General features: G+C 45.4%; 11 protein-coding genes and 6 tRNA genes. 10 read left to right on the top strand and 7 right to left on the bottom strand.

From position 1 onward, the window contains the following. Positions 1 to 49: 49 nt before the first annotated feature. Positions 50 to 126, top strand: a tRNA-Asp gene (locus OCU87_RS00160). 272 nt (positions 127 to 398) lie between these two features. Here OCU87_RS00160 and OCU87_RS00165 read toward each other — a convergent pair. Together OCU87_RS00165 and ilvY are read right to left on the bottom strand one after the other, a co-directional pair. Continuing rightward, positions 399 to 1604: a Rossmann-fold NAD(P)-binding domain-containing protein gene (locus OCU87_RS00165; RefSeq protein WP_261857620.1), complete on the bottom strand. Its 1206-nt coding sequence runs from the start codon at positions 1602 to 1604 to the stop codon at positions 399 to 401. A 35-nt stretch (positions 1605 to 1639) separates the two neighbouring features. Beyond that, positions 1640 to 2509 carry an HTH-type transcriptional activator IlvY gene (ilvY, locus tag OCU87_RS00170; RefSeq protein ID WP_062688436.1) on the bottom strand — a complete coding sequence of 290 codons (870 nt, stop codon included), beginning with the start codon at positions 2507 to 2509 and terminating at the stop codon, positions 1640 to 1642. A gap of 129 nt (positions 2510 to 2638) precedes the next feature. Between ilvY and ilvC the strand changes: the two genes are divergently transcribed. After that, entirely contained in the window at positions 2639 to 4123 is a 1485-nt protein-coding gene (gene ilvC / locus OCU87_RS00175) for a ketol-acid reductoisomerase (protein ID WP_261857621.1), read from the top strand. Positions 4124 to 4301: 178 nt separating this feature from the next. On the opposite strand, the gene ubiK is transcribed toward ilvC, so the two are convergent. The 4 genes from ubiK to OCU87_RS00195 form a co-directional block, all read right to left on the bottom strand. After that, positions 4302 to 4574, bottom strand: a complete 273-nt coding sequence (gene ubiK / locus OCU87_RS00180; protein WP_062688170.1) for a ubiquinone biosynthesis accessory factor UbiK — start codon at positions 4572 to 4574, stop codon at positions 4302 to 4304. 127 nt (positions 4575 to 4701) lie between these two features. Further along, entirely contained in the window at positions 4702 to 7818 is a 3117-nt protein-coding gene (locus OCU87_RS00185) for a multidrug efflux RND transporter permease subunit (protein ID WP_062688171.1), read from the bottom strand. Positions 7819 to 7830: 12 nt separating this feature from the next. After that, positions 7831 to 8937, bottom strand: a complete 1107-nt coding sequence (locus OCU87_RS00190) for an efflux RND transporter periplasmic adaptor subunit (RefSeq protein ID WP_261857622.1) — start codon at positions 8935 to 8937, stop codon at positions 7831 to 7833. Between the two features lie 28 nt (positions 8938 to 8965). Further along, the gene (locus OCU87_RS00195) at positions 8966 to 9532 is read right to left on the bottom strand and encodes a TetR/AcrR family transcriptional regulator (RefSeq protein ID WP_261857623.1); all 567 of its coding nucleotides are present in this window, start codon (positions 9530 to 9532) and stop codon (positions 8966 to 8968) included. Between the two features lie 211 nt (positions 9533 to 9743). Here OCU87_RS00195 and rep point away from each other — a divergent pair, with 211 nt between their 5' ends. After that, positions 9744 to 11759, top strand: coding sequence for a DNA helicase Rep (gene rep / locus OCU87_RS00200; protein WP_094957375.1), 2016 nt, complete (start codon positions 9744 to 9746; stop codon positions 11757 to 11759). Between the two features lie 84 nt (positions 11760 to 11843). Here the strand turns inward: rep and OCU87_RS00205 are convergent, their stop codons facing one another. Beyond that, positions 11844 to 12251: a c-type cytochrome gene (locus OCU87_RS00205; protein ID WP_062688175.1), complete on the bottom strand. Its 408-nt coding sequence runs from the start codon at positions 12249 to 12251 to the stop codon at positions 11844 to 11846. 290 nt (positions 12252 to 12541) lie between these two features. On the opposite strand from OCU87_RS00205, the gene OCU87_RS00210 reads away from it, so the two are divergent. The 7 genes from OCU87_RS00210 to OCU87_RS00240 all read left to right on the top strand — a co-directional run bounded on the left by OCU87_RS00210 (position 12542) and on the right by OCU87_RS00240 (position 17353). Further along, positions 12542 to 12618: transfer RNA gene (locus OCU87_RS00210), tRNA-Arg, on the top strand. Between the two features lie 43 nt (positions 12619 to 12661). Beyond that, positions 12662 to 12737 (top strand) — tRNA-His (locus OCU87_RS00215). 62 nt (positions 12738 to 12799) lie between these two features. Then, positions 12800 to 12876 (top strand) — tRNA-Pro (locus OCU87_RS00220). Between the two features lie 9 nt (positions 12877 to 12885). Next, positions 12886 to 12961: transfer RNA gene (locus OCU87_RS00225), tRNA-His, on the top strand. Positions 12962 to 13014: 53 nt separating this feature from the next. Continuing rightward, positions 13015 to 13091: transfer RNA gene (locus tag OCU87_RS00230), tRNA-Pro, on the top strand. Between the two features lie 871 nt (positions 13092 to 13962). Next, positions 13963 to 15681: a dipeptide ABC transporter ATP-binding protein gene (locus OCU87_RS00235; RefSeq protein ID WP_261857624.1), complete on the top strand. Its 1719-nt coding sequence runs from the start codon at positions 13963 to 13965 to the stop codon at positions 15679 to 15681. Between the two features lie 112 nt (positions 15682 to 15793). Beyond that, positions 15794 to 17353: an ABC transporter substrate-binding protein gene (locus OCU87_RS00240; protein WP_062688179.1), complete on the top strand. Its 1560-nt coding sequence runs from the start codon at positions 15794 to 15796 to the stop codon at positions 17351 to 17353. Positions 17354 to 17417 lie beyond the last annotated feature (64 nt).

The following is a 17417-nucleotide window of genomic DNA, read 5'->3' on the forward strand; positions in this document are numbered from 1 at the left end:
GTATTGAACGACATTTATCGGATAGACAGGCAACTGTTTATCACCGTGTGGAGCGGTAGTTCAGTTGGTTAGAATACCGGCCTGTCACGCCGGGGGTCGCGGGTTCGAGTCCCGTCCGCTCCGCCATTTATACTAAGCCCGAGTCTTACGACTTGGGCTTTTTTACGCCTGAAAGTTATGAAAGGTCTCGCTGAGCGGTCGTTCAGTTGGTTAGCCTCTTTACCTTGAAGGCGGCGGCCTATCACGCCGAGGGGCGCGCTGATTTTCGGTGTGGGAAGTCCCGCCCGCTCCGCCACTTATACTAAGCCCAAGTCTCACGACTTGGGCTTTTTTACGTCTAAAATTTATTAAAAAGCCCGCAGTGCAGGCTTGAATCGCGATAGTATTGTGGTCTCGGGTTAGCCGTAATTATAAAAGTGACGTAGCCAGCGTTCAGCAATCATAATTTCATCGGTCTCACTGAGCGCTTGAATACCAGCTGTAAAGCTATTTTCCTCTTCAAGGAGCTGTAATCCCGCTAGCATATGTGCCGCTTCAAATAGGTAGAGAGTTGGATCCCCCATGCCGGTTTTAAATGGCGTATTGGCAGACTCACCGCCAGCCAGTAAATAAATACTCTGCTTATTACGGGTATGATATTCACGAACTAATTTGTTGCCGCCAACTTCCACTAAAGCACTACTTTCAATTAACTCGGGTAAGCGTAGTTCATCGTCGGCTGAGGTGACTGTCGCAATGAAGACACTTTTATCGAGGCTGTCCAATAGGGCTTCAGGTAAAGCGCCATTCCCTGTGCAGCAGAACAGCATATTGCATTGACTCACTAATCTTTCGATTGAGCTGACTTGTACACCGTTACGGGGAAATTGGGTGAGCTTACGTGAATCTATGTCGGCGACCTGAATACAGCTAATCCCTTTACCTTTTAGGTATTGGATAACACCACGGCCAAGGTTTCCTGCACCAATGACACCGACTTTAAGAAATTCATCGTTATTGATCTTGAGGCCAAACTCTTCGCGGAGAATTTGGTCAGAATAATGAACGATACATTCTGATGCTTCGTAGTCGGCAGGCGCTTTGATACTGAGGTGAGAAACGGTAACTAGGGGTTTATCGAACGATTTGTTGAGATACTTATAGAGTCCGTTAGCGGTTAACTCTGTAATACCTACACATTGTTCTGAAAAGACTTGGCTAATATGCTCGATAGCATGGGAGAAGTAGCCACCATGATCGAGGATCAAAAATTGGCTGTCAGCACTGATCGATTGGCGGATCAATGCTTCAGCTACTTGAGGATCTCTTAAGCTTTGTTTGTTGAAACGATCATCTACAATATTGCAGTGGGGAACCGTCTGGATCGTTTCCTTTAACGTTTGGTTTTGTTCGGCGGTGGCGCTTTTGGGGATGAAAACAAGGCTATCAGCTAACTCGGCCAACACATTGATATAGGGAAGCGAACCTTCATAACAGTGCATGACTGAAAAAATAACCAAATTCGAAGGCGGCGTGTAATCCATCGAAATTTTTTTGAGGAAGGCATAACCCTTGTGGGCGAAAAAGTCAGAGTAATAGCTGTGAGTTAGTATTGGGCTTGGCATTACTGGGTTCCTTGTTGCCTGATGAGCATTGCCACTCAAAACAACTGTAATAAAGCATGAAGTAAGGGTTCTTGCTGACGACTTTGCTTACAACAAAGCCCAAGGTTCAGTGGCTCTATGTTCTCGTTATGGCATCGCTGAACTTTGTCACCCATAGGGCTATTGTCGATAACAACATCGGGAGCAATCCCGATGCCACACCCTAATGCTACCATGCTAACTATTGCTTCGTGCCCAGCAATTTGTGCATATATGTTTGGCTTTATTTTATTTTGTTTTAGCCACTTATCAGCACGCTCTCGTGCAGGACCTGATTCAGGCAAAATAAAAGGAAGCGCCTGCCAATCTGGCCCATTGTTAAGGGATTTTTGTAATGCAGGCGGTGGGATCAGCGGTAAAATAACCGAGAGTGGTACTTTGTCTAATTCAATGAAGGTGAGCTTTTTAGGTAGCTGGAGCGGCTGTGCCGCAATTGCTATATCGACATCTCCCGCAATGACCTTTTCAATGGCTTGAGCTGGATCACCGGTTGTCAGTTGAATTTCAACTTGTGGATACTGCAGCCTAAAGTCATGCAATATCTGTGGTAAATGGCTGTAGCTGGCTGTGACTGAGCAGAACAGCTTTAATTTTCCTTGTAGTTGTTGCTGATCTTTATTGAGCTGTAATTTGAATTCCTGCCAACTACCGATAATCCCTGCAGCCACAGGGACAAATTTTTCACCGTTAGAGGTAAGTTCAACACTACGGTTATCTCGAAGAAATAGCGGTTGGCCAATATCATCTTCTAAACGTTGGATAATCCGACTCAATGCTGACGGGCTAATATGCATTGCTTGTGCGGTTTGGCTAAAACTTTTTGAATCGCACAGATGCAGGAAAAACTGCAAATTTTTTATGTTCATCATCCATGTTGCATTTTTTGCAATAAGTTGTTGTGAATATATCACTTTAAGCAACAAAACACCTGATCTACTATCGAAGTATTCGACAACGATGTCGACCCAAGGATAAGTACTCACGGAGTTTGTGTTATGGCTAATTATTTCAACACCTTAAATCTACGCCAACAGCTAGACCAACTAGGCCGCTGCCGTTTTATGGATCGTGCTGAGTTTGCGACTGAAGCCGATTACCTTAAAGGTAAGAAGGTCGTTATTGTCGGTTGTGGTGCGCAAGGCTTAAACCAAGGTTTAAACATGCGTGATTCTGGTTTGGATGTGTCATACGCACTGCGTCAGGCTGCTATTGATGAACAACGCCAGTCGTACAAGAATGCCAAAGAGAACGGCTTTGTTGTTGGTAGCTATGAAACCTTGATCCCACAAGCGGATTTAGTGGTAAACCTAACGCCAGATAAACAGCATACTAATGTTGTGGAAACGGTAATGCCGCTAATGAAAGATGGCGCAGCGCTGGGTTATTCTCATGGCTTTAATATTGTTGAAGAGGGCATGCAAATTCGTCAGGATTTAACCGTCGTGATGGTTGCACCTAAGTGCCCTGGTACAGAAGTGCGTGAAGAGTATAAGCGTGGATTTGGCGTTCCAACATTGATTGCTGTTCACCCAGAAAATGATCCAAAAGGCGAAGGGTGGGACATCGCGAAAGCATGGGCTGCAGGTACTGGAGGCCATCGCGCGGGTTGCTTAGAATCATCGTTTGTTGCTGAGGTTAAGTCTGATTTAATGGGCGAACAAACTATTCTGTGTGGCATGCTTCAAGCTGGTTCCATCGTGTGTTACGAGAAGATGGTTGCCGATGGTATTGCACCAGAATATGCAGGTAAATTACTGCAATATGGTTGGGAAACCATTACTGAAGCCCTGAAGTTTGGTGGCATCACTCACATGATGGATCGCCTTTCAAACCCAGCGAAAGTGAAAGCATTTGAGCTATCTGAAGAGCTTAAAGAGCTAATGCGTCCGCTATACAACAAGCATATGGATGACATCATTACAGGTCACTTTTCATCAACCATGATGGCTGATTGGGCAAATGATGATGCAGAGCTATTAGGTTGGCGTGGTGAAACGGCTGAAACAGCATTTGAAAACTACCCAGATTCTGATATCGAAATCTCTGAGCAAGAATATTTTGATAACGGTATCGTGATGGTTGCGATGGTACGTGCAGGTGTTGAACTGGCATTTGAAGCTATGACAGCCTCAGGCATTATCGAAGAGTCGGCATACTACGAATCACTGCACGAGCTACCTTTGATCGCTAATACGATTGCACGTAAGCGTCTGTATGAGATGAACGTGGTGATTTCTGATACCGCTGAATACGGTAACTACCTATTTGCAAACGTAGCAACACCGTTACTTCGCGAGAAGTTTATGCCTGATGTTGATACCGATGTGATCGGTAAAGGTCTAGGTGAAACAGGTAACCATGTTGATAACCAAATTCTGATCGATGTGAATGAAGCACTGCGCACTCATCCGGTTGAGTGGATTGGTCAAGAGCTACGTGGATACATGACAGATATGAAGCGTATCGCGGTTGGCGGCTAAATCTTCTTCTCTGTAGAGTTTATCTCTTTGTCGAAAATACTCATTTGCTAATCGCAAACTCCGTGTTTTCTCCTCGATATAAACTCTACAGCTTTGAAAATACATTTAGGGTGTGATATCCAATAAAAAAGGCTTGGTCTGTGACCAAGCCTTTTGTGTTTGTAGCATAAGCTGTAAATTAAGCGTCTTTTTCTTCTGCTGTGGTATCTGTTAGCTTTGCTTCTAACGCTGTAAGCTTTTGCTCCATCTCTGCCAGTTTTTGGCGAGTGCGTAGCAGGACTTGAGTTTGCACATCAAATTCTTCGCGGTTTACAACGTCTAGTTTACCTAGTTGCGCTTGAATAACCTGACGAACTTTCTGCTCAACGTCGTTACCCAGTTCTTTCACAGGTTGCGGCATTGATTCGTGAATCTGTTTAGCGACTTGTTCTAATTTCTTTGGATCGAACATAGTATGGGCTCCGTAGCGACTAATCTTGGTTGTGGTCATTTTATGCAATGCGAGGCCGATTGTCGTGATCGAATCGCGAAAATAAAAGAGGCCGCACACGGCGGCCTCTTAATTTCAGAGTTGTTGCTTAGCAGTCTCGAGCTTTCAGTGCATTACGCGCTTCATCAGCTCGCTTTAGCTTTTCCAGATCTTTGTCCTCGACAAAGATTGGTAGCGGCTTATGGATACTTGCTAAGTAGGTGTAAATTACTGGCAGTACGAACAGGGTAAAGATAGTACCAATCGCTAGACCAGATACGATTACAATACCAATACTGAAACGTTGAGCCGCACCCGCACCTGTGGCGTAAAGCAGTGGGATCAAACCTGCAATCATCGCAGCTGTGGTCATCAGGATTGGACGCAGACGTACTTTCGCCGCTTCCATGACTGCTGCCATACGGTCTTTCTTGTTGTGTAGCTGTTCTTCTTTAGCTACTTCACAAATCAAGATACCGTGCTTGGTGATCAGACCGATAAGGGTGATCAAGCCAACCTGCGAGTAGATGTTCATCGAGGCTGCGCCCCATGCCAGTGCAATCAAGGCACCACAAATTGCTAATGGTACAGAAACCATGATAACCAGTGGGTCACGAACAGATTCGAACTGAATGGCCAATACCAAGAAAATAATTGCCAATGCCAGCAAGAACGTTGTGAATAGTGCACTACCTTCGGTTACGAACTGACGTGCTTCACCCATAAAGTCATATTGATAGCCAGAAGGTAAGCTGCCAACAGCTTCAGTCTGGAACCAATTGATTGCATCACCCATAGCAGTACCTGGCGCTGGAACAGCACCAATCGTCGCGGAGTTTAGCTGGTTGAAGTGCGGAAGAGAGCGTGGCTCAGCAACCACATCAATAGTGATTAGGCTACCCAGAGGAATCGCTTCACCATCAGCAGTACGAACATAGTAGCCTTTGATTGATTCTGGGTTTAAGCGGTAACGACGCTCAACTTGTGGAATAACTTCGTACGAGCGGCCATTCAAGTCGATGCGGTTAACGTAACCATCGGCCATCATAGTACTCAGTGTTATACCAATATCTTGCATGGTTACGCCGTAAGCACCGGCTTTATCTTTATCGATATTGATCTTCATCGTTGCCGAGTCGTAGTTCAGATCAAGATCTGAGTACACGAACATCGGGTTTGTTTTCACATCACTAAGAATATCGGTCGCAACTTGGAATAAGCTCTCGAAGTGATTTGGTGTTGTGATAACAAATTGGATCGGAAGACCAGAACCTGCACCTGGTAGTTCAGGCATCTGGAATGCTGTTACAGCCATTTCAGGAATGTCTTTCACTAAGTCAGTTACGCGCTTCACAACTTCAGCTTGGCTTGTGTCACGCTCACTCCACGGCACCATAGAAGCAATACCGAAAGCTTGGTTTGAGTTCGGTACACCCGAGAATACTTGTGCAAACGCAACTTCGTCTTGCTCGGTTAGCATGCTGTTTACTTTCTGCATGGTGTTTTCGACGTAATCAAGGTTAGCCGTAGACGGCGCTGTACCCATCATCATCAATACACCTTTATCTTCTGCTGGCGCGAGCTCACTTGGGATGAACTTGAACAGTAAAGGAAGTGCAGTGAAAACAATCGCAGCAAGTACAAGAACCACTGGGCGCATTTTCATGATGCCGCCAAGCATTTTCTCGTAACGATTTGTCATGCGATCAAGGAAGCTATGCACGGTTGTTTCAAACTTGCTCGGCTTTTCATTAGCCTTCAGCATTTTTGAACACATCATCGGCGATAGTGTTAGTGCAATAATACCGGATACAAATACCGCACCCGCTAGCGTTAATGCGAACTCTTTAAATAATGAGCCCGTAATACCACCCATCATCGCGATTGGAGCATACACAGCACCAAGCGTTAAGGTCATGGCGATAACAGGCACCGCGATTTCACGTGTACCAATAATGGCGGCACGGAATGGCGATTCCCCTAGCTTAATGTGGCGATCGACGTTTTCTAGTACCACGATGGCATCATCAACTACTAGGCCGATAGCTAATACCATTGCCAGCAGTGTCATCAAGTTCCAAGAGAAACCAAAGACCTGCATCACCATAGCCACACCAATCAAAGACAGTGGGATAGTCACAATCGGAATGATTACTGCGCGGAACGAACCAAGGAACAGAGTGATAACCACAAGTACGATCAATGCCGCTTCAGCGATGGTTTTAATAACCTCGTTGATGGACTCGTTAATCGCAATAGTGGAGTCATACATGATGTTCATCTTGATGTTAGTTGGCAGGTTTTTCTCCAACTCAGGCAACAAATCAAGCACATCGGCAGCGATGTTTATCGGGTTAGCACTTGGTGCGGCGTTAATCGCAGCAACAACGGCTTCTTCACCATTGGCTGAGGCACGATACACATCGTGGCTCTTTTCTAGGCTCACATTCGCAATATCACCAAGGCGGATCACCTGACCTTTCTTAGTGGATACAACTAGCTTCTCTAGCTCATCGGTGTTGCTCACCTGGGTATCTGCTGTACCGTTGTACAGAACAAATTCACCCGTTGCTTGACCCGTCGCTGATTGGTAGTTGTTGGCGTTAAGTACTTGCATAACATCAGTTGCTGTTAGCTTGTATGCCGCCATTTTTGCAGGATCTAGCCATACGCGTAGTGCGTATTTCATACCACCATACAAGTCAACTTTAGACACACCGTTAACCGTGAATAGCTGCGGGTTGATAACACGCTCAAGGTAATCGGTGATCTGGCTTGATACTAACTCGTCACTGGTGAAACCAATGTACATTACCGCCGTCGTTGAGCCGGTAGACATAGTTACCGTTGGGTCTTCAGACTCTTTTGGTAGCTGTGAGCGTACAGAGTTGGTTTTCGCCAGAATATCAGCCAAGGCTGCATTCGGGTCTGTATTCAACTTCATGGTAACAGTAATGGTTGATTTACCCAGTACGGATGATGAAGTCATAAAGTCGATATTATCGGCTTGGGCGACTGCTTGTTCCAAAGGTTGCGTAATGAAACCTTGGATAAGATCGGCACTTGCACCGTAGTAACTAGTCGAAACGGTTACCACGGTATTGGTCATGTTCGGGTATTCTCGAACCTGCATCTTGAAGATAGCTTGCAGGCCGAGCAGCGCAATCAGAAAGCTGATTGATACTGCTAGAACAGGACGCTTAATAAAAACATCAGTAAAACGCATTAATCCTCCGGATTACAGCATCGGTGTTTCTGCTGGCGCGTTCAGTACATCACTTTCTACGATGTGTACTTTTGCGTCATTACTCAGACGTACTTGGCCAGAAGTCACGACTTGGTCACCGGCTTTAACACCATCCAAGATATGAACAACTTCACCTTTACGCTCACCCACTTTAATAACAGATTGACGAACACGTAGATCACCGTTTTCGTCTTTGTTCACCAAGTACACATTGTCACCGTATAGGGTGTATGTGATTGCTGTTTGTGGCAGCACCATTTGGTTTTCAAGTGTTGGTAGGATGATGTGAGCACGTGCAAACATACCACTACGTAGGCGGCCAGCATTGTTTGGAATATCAGCTTGAACTTGGATTAAGCCACTTTGGAAGTTAACAGCAGGTTCAATCGCACTGATTTGACCAGTAAATGACGCTTCCGGGTAAGAGTCCACGAAGATTTCCATTTTCTGACCAAGGTGAATATCAGAGATATCCGTTTGTGGCACAGTAAAACGTAGTTTCATTAGCGTGGTATCTTCCAAGCGAACAATGTCGTTGCTTGGTTGAATGTATTGGCCTAGGAACACGTTACGTAGACCTACAACGCCATCGAATGGGGCCTGGATGTGGCGACGATCGATGGTTGCTTTTTGGCTTTCAATATCCGCACCAAGCGAGAAGTAATTCGCTTCGGCATCATCATAAGCTTCTTTAGAGATAGAGCCTTTTTTGTATAGGCCTTGGTAGCGAATGTACTTAGCTTTAGCGGCTGGTAAACGCGCTTCTTTACTCTTCAAGTTAGCTTTTTCAACGTCAGAATCAAGCACAACAAGTTGCTGGCCTTTCTTAACAGTGACGCCAGAATCAAAGTCGATGCTTTGAATCACACCTGATACTTCCGATGTAATGGTCACGCCTTGATTTGGCTCGATAAAACCAATGGCTTCGATCGCTGGTGTCCAGTTTGATGGCGTTGTATCAACCACTGTTACTGGAAAATCAGGTTCAGGCATGTTGGCCATGTATTCTGCTATTTTCTGTTGTTTAACCAGATTGAAGCCAATTACTGTACCGAACAGCAGTACCGCAATTAATAGCATCACTATCCATTTTTTCATTTTATGGTGTGCTCCGGAGTCTCGTTTATTAATGCTTGGTTATTGCGTCCCAACAGGCGTCGATAGTGGCTTCTAAAGCTTCATCGCTGACGGTTGCAACGCCTTTAACATGTTTGCGCGCTAGGCAGGCGCTTGGTTCAAGCCCTAGAGTGCTTAAGATTTCATTATCTAAATCTTTAAACAGCCCACTGGCTTTTCCTTGTTCAAACATGATGTCTACTTTCGCGAACATTCTTTTCTCTAACTGCCGTTGTTCAGGACTATTCCGGCGAGGTAGATTTTCAAATTGTCCACGATTGATTAAAGGGGCATCACCATGACTGGCCATGCCCCAAATATTTAGCCACATTGTACGAAACTGCTGTTTCAGTGGCATATCGTCATTTACGTTTGCTGTTAACTTTTCGGCAACATAGCCTAGAATATGATCATGTAATTGGTATAACAAATCATCTTTATCTTCGAAGTAACGATAGATAGTCCCTGCGGCCACTTTTGCTTCTTTAGCAACCATTTGCATCGACAGACCATGGAAACCATACTCTGCGAGCAGCTTCTCTGTTGCTTGCAAAATGCGCTCTTTTTTATCACTCATTGGCAAATTAGGTTCTTAAATATGTAAATAAAGGTAATGAATGAATGTTCATTCCGTTATTGTAGGTAATGAATGATTGAGTGCAAGCATTTTAATTCGCCAATAAGACCTATTTTGCTTTTGCAATGCTGACTTGCGAGTCAAACTACAACCGTTAAAATGCAGCAGCAGGTGCGAACTTGATCACACTAAGACCATTTAGGATAGGCTCATGAAACTGAACCCACGGCAAACAGAAGCAGTTAAGTACATCGCGGGGCCTTGTTTGGTTCTGGCAGGTGCTGGCTCAGGTAAAACACGGGTTATTACTAATAAAATTGCTTACTTGGTTCAGCATTGTGATTACAAGGCGCGAAACATAGCTGCACTGACATTTACCAATAAAGCCGCCCGTGAGATGAAGGAGCGTGTGAGTCAAACCTTAGGTAAGAAGGAAGCCAAAGGTTTGATGGTCTCAACGTTTCACCGATTAGGGTTGGATATTGTGCGCCGTGAGCACAAGGCGTTGGGGATCAAAGCTAGCTTTTCTCTCTTCGATGACCAAGATCAGATGGCACTATTAAAAGAGCTGACAGACGAAGAGCTCGACGGTGATAAAGATCTGCTCAAGCAGCTGCAATCAACGATATCTAACTGGAAAAATGACATGTTGTCGCCAGCGGAAGCGCAGGCACATGCTCAATCAGAACGTGATCAGTTGTTTGCCCATTGCTATGAGATGTATCAGCGTCAGATGAAAGCGTATAACGCTCTCGATTTTGATGATCTGATCTTAATGCCAGTATTATTACTGCGTGATAATAAAGAAGTGCGTGATCGCTGGCAGAATAAAATTCGCTATTTATTGGTGGATGAATATCAAGATACCAATACCAGCCAGTATATTTTTGTGAAATTGCTGGTGGGTGAGCGTTCGCGTTTTACTGTCGTTGGTGATGATGACCAATCTATCTACTCATGGCGTGGTGCACAGCCAGAGAATTTGGTGTTGTTGAATAAAGACTTCCCAAGCCTGCGTGTGATCAAACTAGAGCAGAACTACCGCTCGACCAGCCGTATTTTACGTACTGCCAATATCTTGATTGCTAATAATCCGCATATCTTTGAGAAAGCGCTGTTTTCCGAAATCCCTGATGGCGAATTTTTAAAAGTCATTACCGCGAAAAATGAAGAGCATGAAGCGGAGAAAGTGGTCGGTGAATTGATTGCTCATCGTTTCTTAAACAATACCCAATACAAAGACTATTCTATTTTGTACCGTGGTAATCATCAGTCACGTTTGTTTGAAAAAGCCCTGATGCAAAACCGAATTCCGTACAAAATATCAGGCGGTACCTCGTTCTTTTCACGCGCTGAAATCAAAGACATGATGGCCTACTTACGTCTGCTCACTAACCAAGATGACGATAATGCATTCTTGCGTGTTGTGAATACCCCACGTCGTGAAATCGGCCCTGTTACGCTAGAAAAGTTGGGTACTTACGCCAACATGCGTGGAAAAAGCCTATTTGCTGCCAGTTTTGAAATGGGATTAGAGCAGCACCTAACAGGGCGTGGACTGGAGTCATTACAGCGTTTTACCCGTTGGGTGGTTGAGTTGGCGGATAACGCAGAACGTGGCGATACCGTTGCTGCGGTACGTCAGCTGGTACGTGATATTCACTATGAAGATTGGCTATACGAAACGTCGCCAAGCCCGAAGGCAGCGGAAATGCGGATGAAGAACGTTTCTGACTTGTACAGTTGGGTCACGGCTGATCTTGAAGGTGATAACTACGATCAGGAAGTAAAAAACCTGAAAGAAGTGGTGCAGCGCTTAACATTACGCGACATGATGGAACGCGGCGAGGATGATGAGGATGCGGATCAAGTCCAATTGATGACGTTGCATGCCTCAAAAGGTTTGGAGTTTCCATATGTGTACCTTGTGGGGGCTGAAGAAGGCATTTTGCCGCACCAGACCAGTGTTGATGAAGACAATGTCGAAGAAGAACGTCGTTTAGCGTATGTGGGTATCACTCGTGCGCAAAAAGAGCTGACATTTACTTTGTGCAAGGAACGTCGTCAGTATGGTGAGTTGATTAAGCCAGAGCCGAGCCGCTTCTTGTATGAACTGCCACAAGATGATTTACAGTGGGAGAGTGATAAGCCGCCAGTGACACAGCAAGAGCGAATGCAAAAAGGCCAAGCACATATTGCGAACATTCGCGCCATGTTTAAGAAATAACGGTGTGATACAAACAATAAAAAGGGTTGATACTTTGTATCAACCCTTTTTGCTTTTAGATTAAATGGTAGGGAAATAAGCCCGTTACAGCCCTTCAATCATGTGATTGATTGCCGCAACGATCTCATCGTCGCTACAGTCCATGCAAGAACCTTTCGCTGGCATGGCATTAAAGCCGTTAACCGCGTGGTCGGTTAGCACGTCCATGCCTTTGGCGAGGCGAGGGCTCCAATCGCCCGCATCACCTAGCTTAGGCGCGCTCATAACGCCTGTGCCGTGACATGCAATACAAAAGGTACCGTAGACAGTATTGCCATCACGCGGACCTGCCGCAACGACGACAGCAGGGGCATCGCCTTCTAAATACACAGACCCAACGGGTTTAATGCGTTCTGCGATAGCCTCGTCCGACATATCAGCTGCCATCGCTGAACCGGCAACGCTAACTGCTGCAATTGCAGCAACCAATAGTTGTCGTAGAGATAATTCCATTGAGCTCACCTTACACTTCCAGTTTATTTGTGATTGTCACAGCCGTCTTGTCGTAAATTTTTATAATCGAACTGTTGAGACAAGGCGATGATTATGTACAGAATGTTTAAAATGTAACACTCAAGTGATTATATCGCCTAAATTTGTTGTGTGAAACTAGCAAGCCGCGTTTGTATGATACGAATCAACCTCACTTTGGCTATATTTAGAGCGAACGGAAAAAAAGTTTAAAAAAAGACTAGACGCCGAGGGGTCATATCCGTAATATTCGACTCCGCCGATAGGGCAAGGCGCCCGTAGCTCAGCTGGATAGAGCGTTGGCCTCCGGAGCCAAAGGTCGAAGGTTCGAATCCTTTCGGGCGCACCATCCGGTTGAAAAATTTGGCAAAGATACACAGTAACAAACAGTGGTGGCTATAGCTCAGTTGGTAGAGTCCCGGATTGTGATTCCGGTTGTCGCGGGTTCAAGCCCCGTTAGCCACCCCATATTTAGGAAATTGATGTTATCATCAGTTTTCACAGTCTTTTAGACTTAAAACAGATTTCGTCGGTGAATAGCGCAGCTTGGTAGCGCATCTGGTTTGGGACCAGAGGGTCGGGGGTTCGAATCCCTCTTCACCGACCACTTACAATGGTGGCTATAGCTCAGTTGGTAGAGTCCCGGATTGTGATTCCGGTTGTCGCGGGTTCAAGCCCCGTTAGCCACCCCATATTCAGGTAATGTTTTACATTCCCTTGGCACTGTAAGAGCCTAAAACGTGTTCGGTGAATAGCGCAGCTTGGTAGCGCATCTGGTTTGGGACCAGAGGGTCGGGGGTTCGAATCCCTCTTCACCGACCATCATTTAAAAGCCTCGTCGAAAGACGAGGCTTTTTTCGTATGTGCGAAATAAAATGTGTTTGGTAACGGATCTGCGTTTGATTGCCAGATAAGCATGGGTCGGGGGTTCCCTGATGTTCAACGCCCGCTCTTCATCGACCATCATTTGAAAGCCTCGTCGAAAGACGAGGCTTTTTTCGTATGTGCAAAATAAAAACTTGTTTGGTAACGGATCTGCGTTTGATTGCCATATAAGCATGGGTCGGGGGTTCCCTGATATTCAACGCCCGCTCTTCATCGACCATCATTTGAAAGCCTCGTCGAAAGACGAGGCTTTTTGTTGCCGATATTATGGGAGTTACTTAATGCTCAGGAGTCATCGACGCTATTTCTTTTACCCATAGCGGGTGCGGAAAAGATCGACTTCCGCTATAAGGCCCTAAAATTAGTAAGTGTAATTGACTGCAAAAAAGGATGAACCGCAGAGATAGATATGGATTACTTAAAGAAAAGCACATGAATACACCAGATAAAAGAGAGTAAGTGGTATTTGTTGTGATGTTGTTAATCGCGGTGTGGTTGAAATATCTGTTTTATGCATAGGTGGTTTTTAAAATAAAATGGATTCATTAGCGTTATATCTTGCTACGAGCTTATTATAAGCGGAATGTTTGATTGATGAGGTTTGTTTTGGTGTGCTTGCTTTTGTGTTTGAATTGATTTTTTATTCGATATTATGACTATCGATCAGTTTTTTTGCTTGTTTTGTTGCTTTTCTGTGAAATCTTTGACAGATTGATGGGCGTACAAATGTCCAGCTATTTGTACTGAAAATGAATGGATTCAATTTTTCAGACAGGGCAGAAAGCTGCCAAGCAGTCGAGGTCTGGTAATGGCGTTATTAGAAGTAAAAAATCTCCGCATCGAATACCCATCCCGTCATGGTATACATGCCGCAGTAAAATCACTGTCGTTTTCGATAGACCGTGGTGAAATTGTGGGTGTCGTTGGTGAGTCAGGTGCAGGTAAATCCACAGTCGGAAATGCTGTGATTGATCTGCTAAGTCCTCCCGGAAACATTGCCAGTGGCGATGTCTTTCTGGATGGAGAGCAAATCTCGGGATTAAGCTCAGAGGCAATGCGTAAAATACGTGGGTCGAAAATTGGATTTATTTTCCAAGATCCAATGACGTCGCTTAATCCTCTGTTCACCGTTGAGCAGCAACTGACTGAAACAATTCTAACGAATTTGAATGTGAGCGCAAAAGAGGCTTATACCCGTGCCATTAATTTGATGGATCAAGTGGGTATACCAGAACCTGAATTGCGCATTAAACAATATCCGCATCAGTTTTCAGGTGGCATGCGACAGCGTGTTGTTATCGCGATAGCCTTATCAGGTGAGCCTGATTTAATTATTGCTGATGAACCAACCACCGCATTAGATGTTTCTATCCAAGACCAAATTCTTACCCTGATCCGCGACTTATGTATTAAGAAAAATGTCGGCTGTATGTTGGTCACCCATGATATGGGGGTCGTGTCTAATGTGACGGATCGCGTGGCGGTGATGTATCGCGGTGATTTGGTTGAAATCGGCACCACAGAGCAAGTGCTTGGTCGTCCGAATCACCCTTATACCCAGAGTCTTATTTCAGCAGTACCGCGCTCTGATGTTAAATTAGATCGCTTCCCACTAGTGAACTATATCGAAGAAGCGCAAGAGCTGACTCAATTAGATGTGAAAAATCACTGGCTAGGGCAAAGTGAAGATCAGCGCAGCTACACCGGCGCGTTACTGCAAGTTAAAAACGTTAATCTACGCTTTACGACCAAAGACTCATTCTTTGAAAGTCGCCGAGAGTATGTACAAGCCTCCAACAATGTCAGCTTTGATATCACCGAAGGTGAAACCTTTGGGCTGGTAGGCGAATCCGGTTCAGGTAAATCAACCATTGCTCGCGTGATTGCGGGTTTGTATCCGCCGAACTCGGGAACGGTTGTGTTTGAAGGTATTGATCTCACCGCGCTCAAAAGTGAAAAAGAGCGTCGCCCGTTGCGCCGTCAGATGCAGATGGTATTCCAGAATCCGTATTCTTCAATGAATCCGCGAATGAAGATTTTCGACATTATCGCTGAGCCTATCCGTTTCCATAAGCTAACCGATAGCGAAGCGCAGACACGCCAAATTGTCCACGATCTTCTTGACCATGTTGGTCTTGGTCGTGCCGCCAGTGTGAAATACCCACATGAATTCTCTGGCGGTCAGCGTCAACGGATTTCGATCGCTCGTGCGTTAGCAACCCGTCCGCGTTTGTTGATTTGTGATGAACCCACTTCTGCATTGGATGTGTCGGTACAAGCACAGATTCTTAACTTACTTAAAGATCTGCAAGACGAACTTAACCTTACCATGCTGTTTATCAGTCATGACTTACCCGTTATTCGTCAGATGTGTGATCGTATTGGGGTGATGCAAAAAGGGACCCTGTTGGAAGTCTCACCAACCGAGCAGTTGTTTACCAATCCACAACATGAATACAGTCAGCACTTGATTTCGCTTATGCCTGAATTCAAAGGGATGAGCCAAGAAGGGCTGAAGCTCGCATAACAATTGGCGCTACTTGGTTGCGAGGGTTGCAACAAGAAGCGCGATAACAGCAATAACAATAAGCAAACACAACAGTAGAAGGGAGTGCGCTCCCTGCATAAAGGAGTATGCAATGAAAACCATTAAGAGCAAGCTGGCAGTCGCTTTAATGGCCGCAGGCCTAAGTTTTAGTGCAGCAGCAGCCGATATCAAAGTCGCTTATGATGCCGATCCTGTGTCGCTTGATCCGCATGAGCAACTATCAGGTGGTACGCTGCAATTGTCCCACATGGTGTTTGATCCTCTGGTTCGTTATACCCAAGATTTTGACTTTGAGCCGCGTTTGGCTGAGAGCTGGGAGCGTGTTGATGACAACACTTTCCGTTTCACTCTACGTAAAGGGGTGAAATTCCATTCTGGTAATACGCTAACAGCAGATGACGTGGTATGGACGTTCAACCGTTTAAAAGATTCGCCAGACTTTAAAGCGATCTTTGAACCGTACACCGAACTAAAAAAAGTGGATGACTACACGGTGGAGTTAGTCTCGAAAGGCTCTTACCCACTTGTGTTGCAAACCGCCACTTACATCTTCCCAATGGACAGCAAGTTCTACTCGGGTAAAACCGCCGATGGCCAAGATAAAGCTGAACTGGTGAAGCACGGTAACTCGTTTGCATCAACCAATGTATCTGGAACAGGTCCGTTTATTGTGACGGCGCGTGAGCAAGGCGTGAAGGTAGACTTCGAGCGCTTTGATGGCTACTGGGATACCGAATCAAAAGGTAACGTTGATAAGCTAACACTTGTGCCGATAAAAGAAGATGCGACCCGCGTCGCTGCGCTACTGTCTGGTGGTGTGGATATGATTGCTCCTGTCGCACCGAATGATCACCAACGTGTGAAAAATGCCAAAGGCATCGATCTGGTGACGCTACCGGGTACGCGTATCATCACTTTCCAAATGAACCAAAACAGTAACGAAGCCTTAAAAGATGTGCGTGTACGCCAAGCGATTGTGCATGCGATCAATAACGAAGGTATCGTGAAGAAAATCATGAAAGGCTTCGCGACTGCAGCAGGTCAGCAAGGTCCGTCAGGTTACTCCGGCTACGATGCTGATCTTGTGCCTCGCTACGATCTGAAAAAAGCCAAAGCGCTGATGAAAGAAGCGGGTTACGAGAAAGGCTTCAAACTCACCATGATGGCACCAAACAATCGTTACGTGAACGATGCCAAAGTCGCGCAAGCGGCGGCAGCGATGCTGTCTAAGATCGGCATCAAGGTTGACCTAAAAACTCTGCCAAAAGCGCAATACTGGCCTGAGTTTGATGTGTGTGCTGCAGACATGATGATGATCGGTTGGCACTCAGATACTGAAGATTCCGCTAACTTCTCTGAATTCCTCACCATGACGCGTGATGAGAAAACGGGTAAAGGCCAGTACAACTGTGGCCACTATTCAAATGCAGAAGTTGATAAGTTGGTGAATGAATCAAACGTTGAAACCGATCCAGCGAAACGTAATGCGATTCTACAAAAAGTAGAAGCAACCTTGTATGAAGATGCTGCGTTTGTGCCACTGCACTGGCAAAACCTAGCATGGGGCGCAAGTGCTAACGTTCACATCAAACCGATCGTGAATGCCATGAACTTCCCTTACTTCGGCGACCTAGTGGTTGACGAAAAGTAATGCTTTAACACGCAAGGTTAAGGCATAAGTAACAAAGTGTAGTACCAGTGCCGGAGCTACCCGC

It is taken from the genome of Photobacterium sanguinicancri (assembly GCF_024346675.1).
GTDB lineage: Bacteria > Pseudomonadota > Gammaproteobacteria > Enterobacterales > Vibrionaceae > Photobacterium > Photobacterium sanguinicancri.

Bases quoted from the DNA above. Each gene is read 5' to 3' on its own strand.
- OCU87_RS00165 (WP_261857620.1), bottom strand. From the start codon at position 1,604: ATGCCAAGCCCAATACTAACTCACAGCTATTACTCTGACTTTTTCGCC.
- ilvY (WP_062688436.1), bottom strand. From the start codon at position 2,509: ATGAACATAAAAAATTTGCAGTTTTTCCTGCATCTGTGCGATTCAAAA.
- ilvC (WP_261857621.1), top strand. From the start codon at position 2,639: ATGGCTAATTATTTCAACACCTTAAATCTACGCCAACAGCTAGACCAA.
- ubiK (WP_062688170.1), bottom strand. From the start codon at position 4,574: ATGTTCGATCCAAAGAAATTAGAACAAGTCGCTAAACAGATTCACGAA.
- OCU87_RS00185 (WP_062688171.1), bottom strand. From the start codon at position 7,818: ATGCGTTTTACTGATGTTTTTATTAAGCGTCCTGTTCTAGCAGTATCA.
- OCU87_RS00190 (WP_261857622.1), bottom strand. From the start codon at position 8,937: ATGAAAAAATGGATAGTGATGCTATTAATTGCGGTACTGCTGTTCGGT.
- OCU87_RS00195 (WP_261857623.1), bottom strand. From the start codon at position 9,532: ATGAGTGATAAAAAAGAGCGCATTTTGCAAGCAACAGAGAAGCTGCTC.
- rep (WP_094957375.1), top strand. From the start codon at position 9,744: ATGAAACTGAACCCACGGCAAACAGAAGCAGTTAAGTACATCGCGGGG.
- OCU87_RS00205 (WP_062688175.1), bottom strand. From the start codon at position 12,251: ATGGAATTATCTCTACGACAACTATTGGTTGCTGCAATTGCAGCAGTT.
- OCU87_RS00235 (WP_261857624.1), top strand. From the start codon at position 13,963: ATGGCGTTATTAGAAGTAAAAAATCTCCGCATCGAATACCCATCCCGT.
- OCU87_RS00240 (WP_062688179.1), top strand. From the start codon at position 15,794: ATGAAAACCATTAAGAGCAAGCTGGCAGTCGCTTTAATGGCCGCAGGC.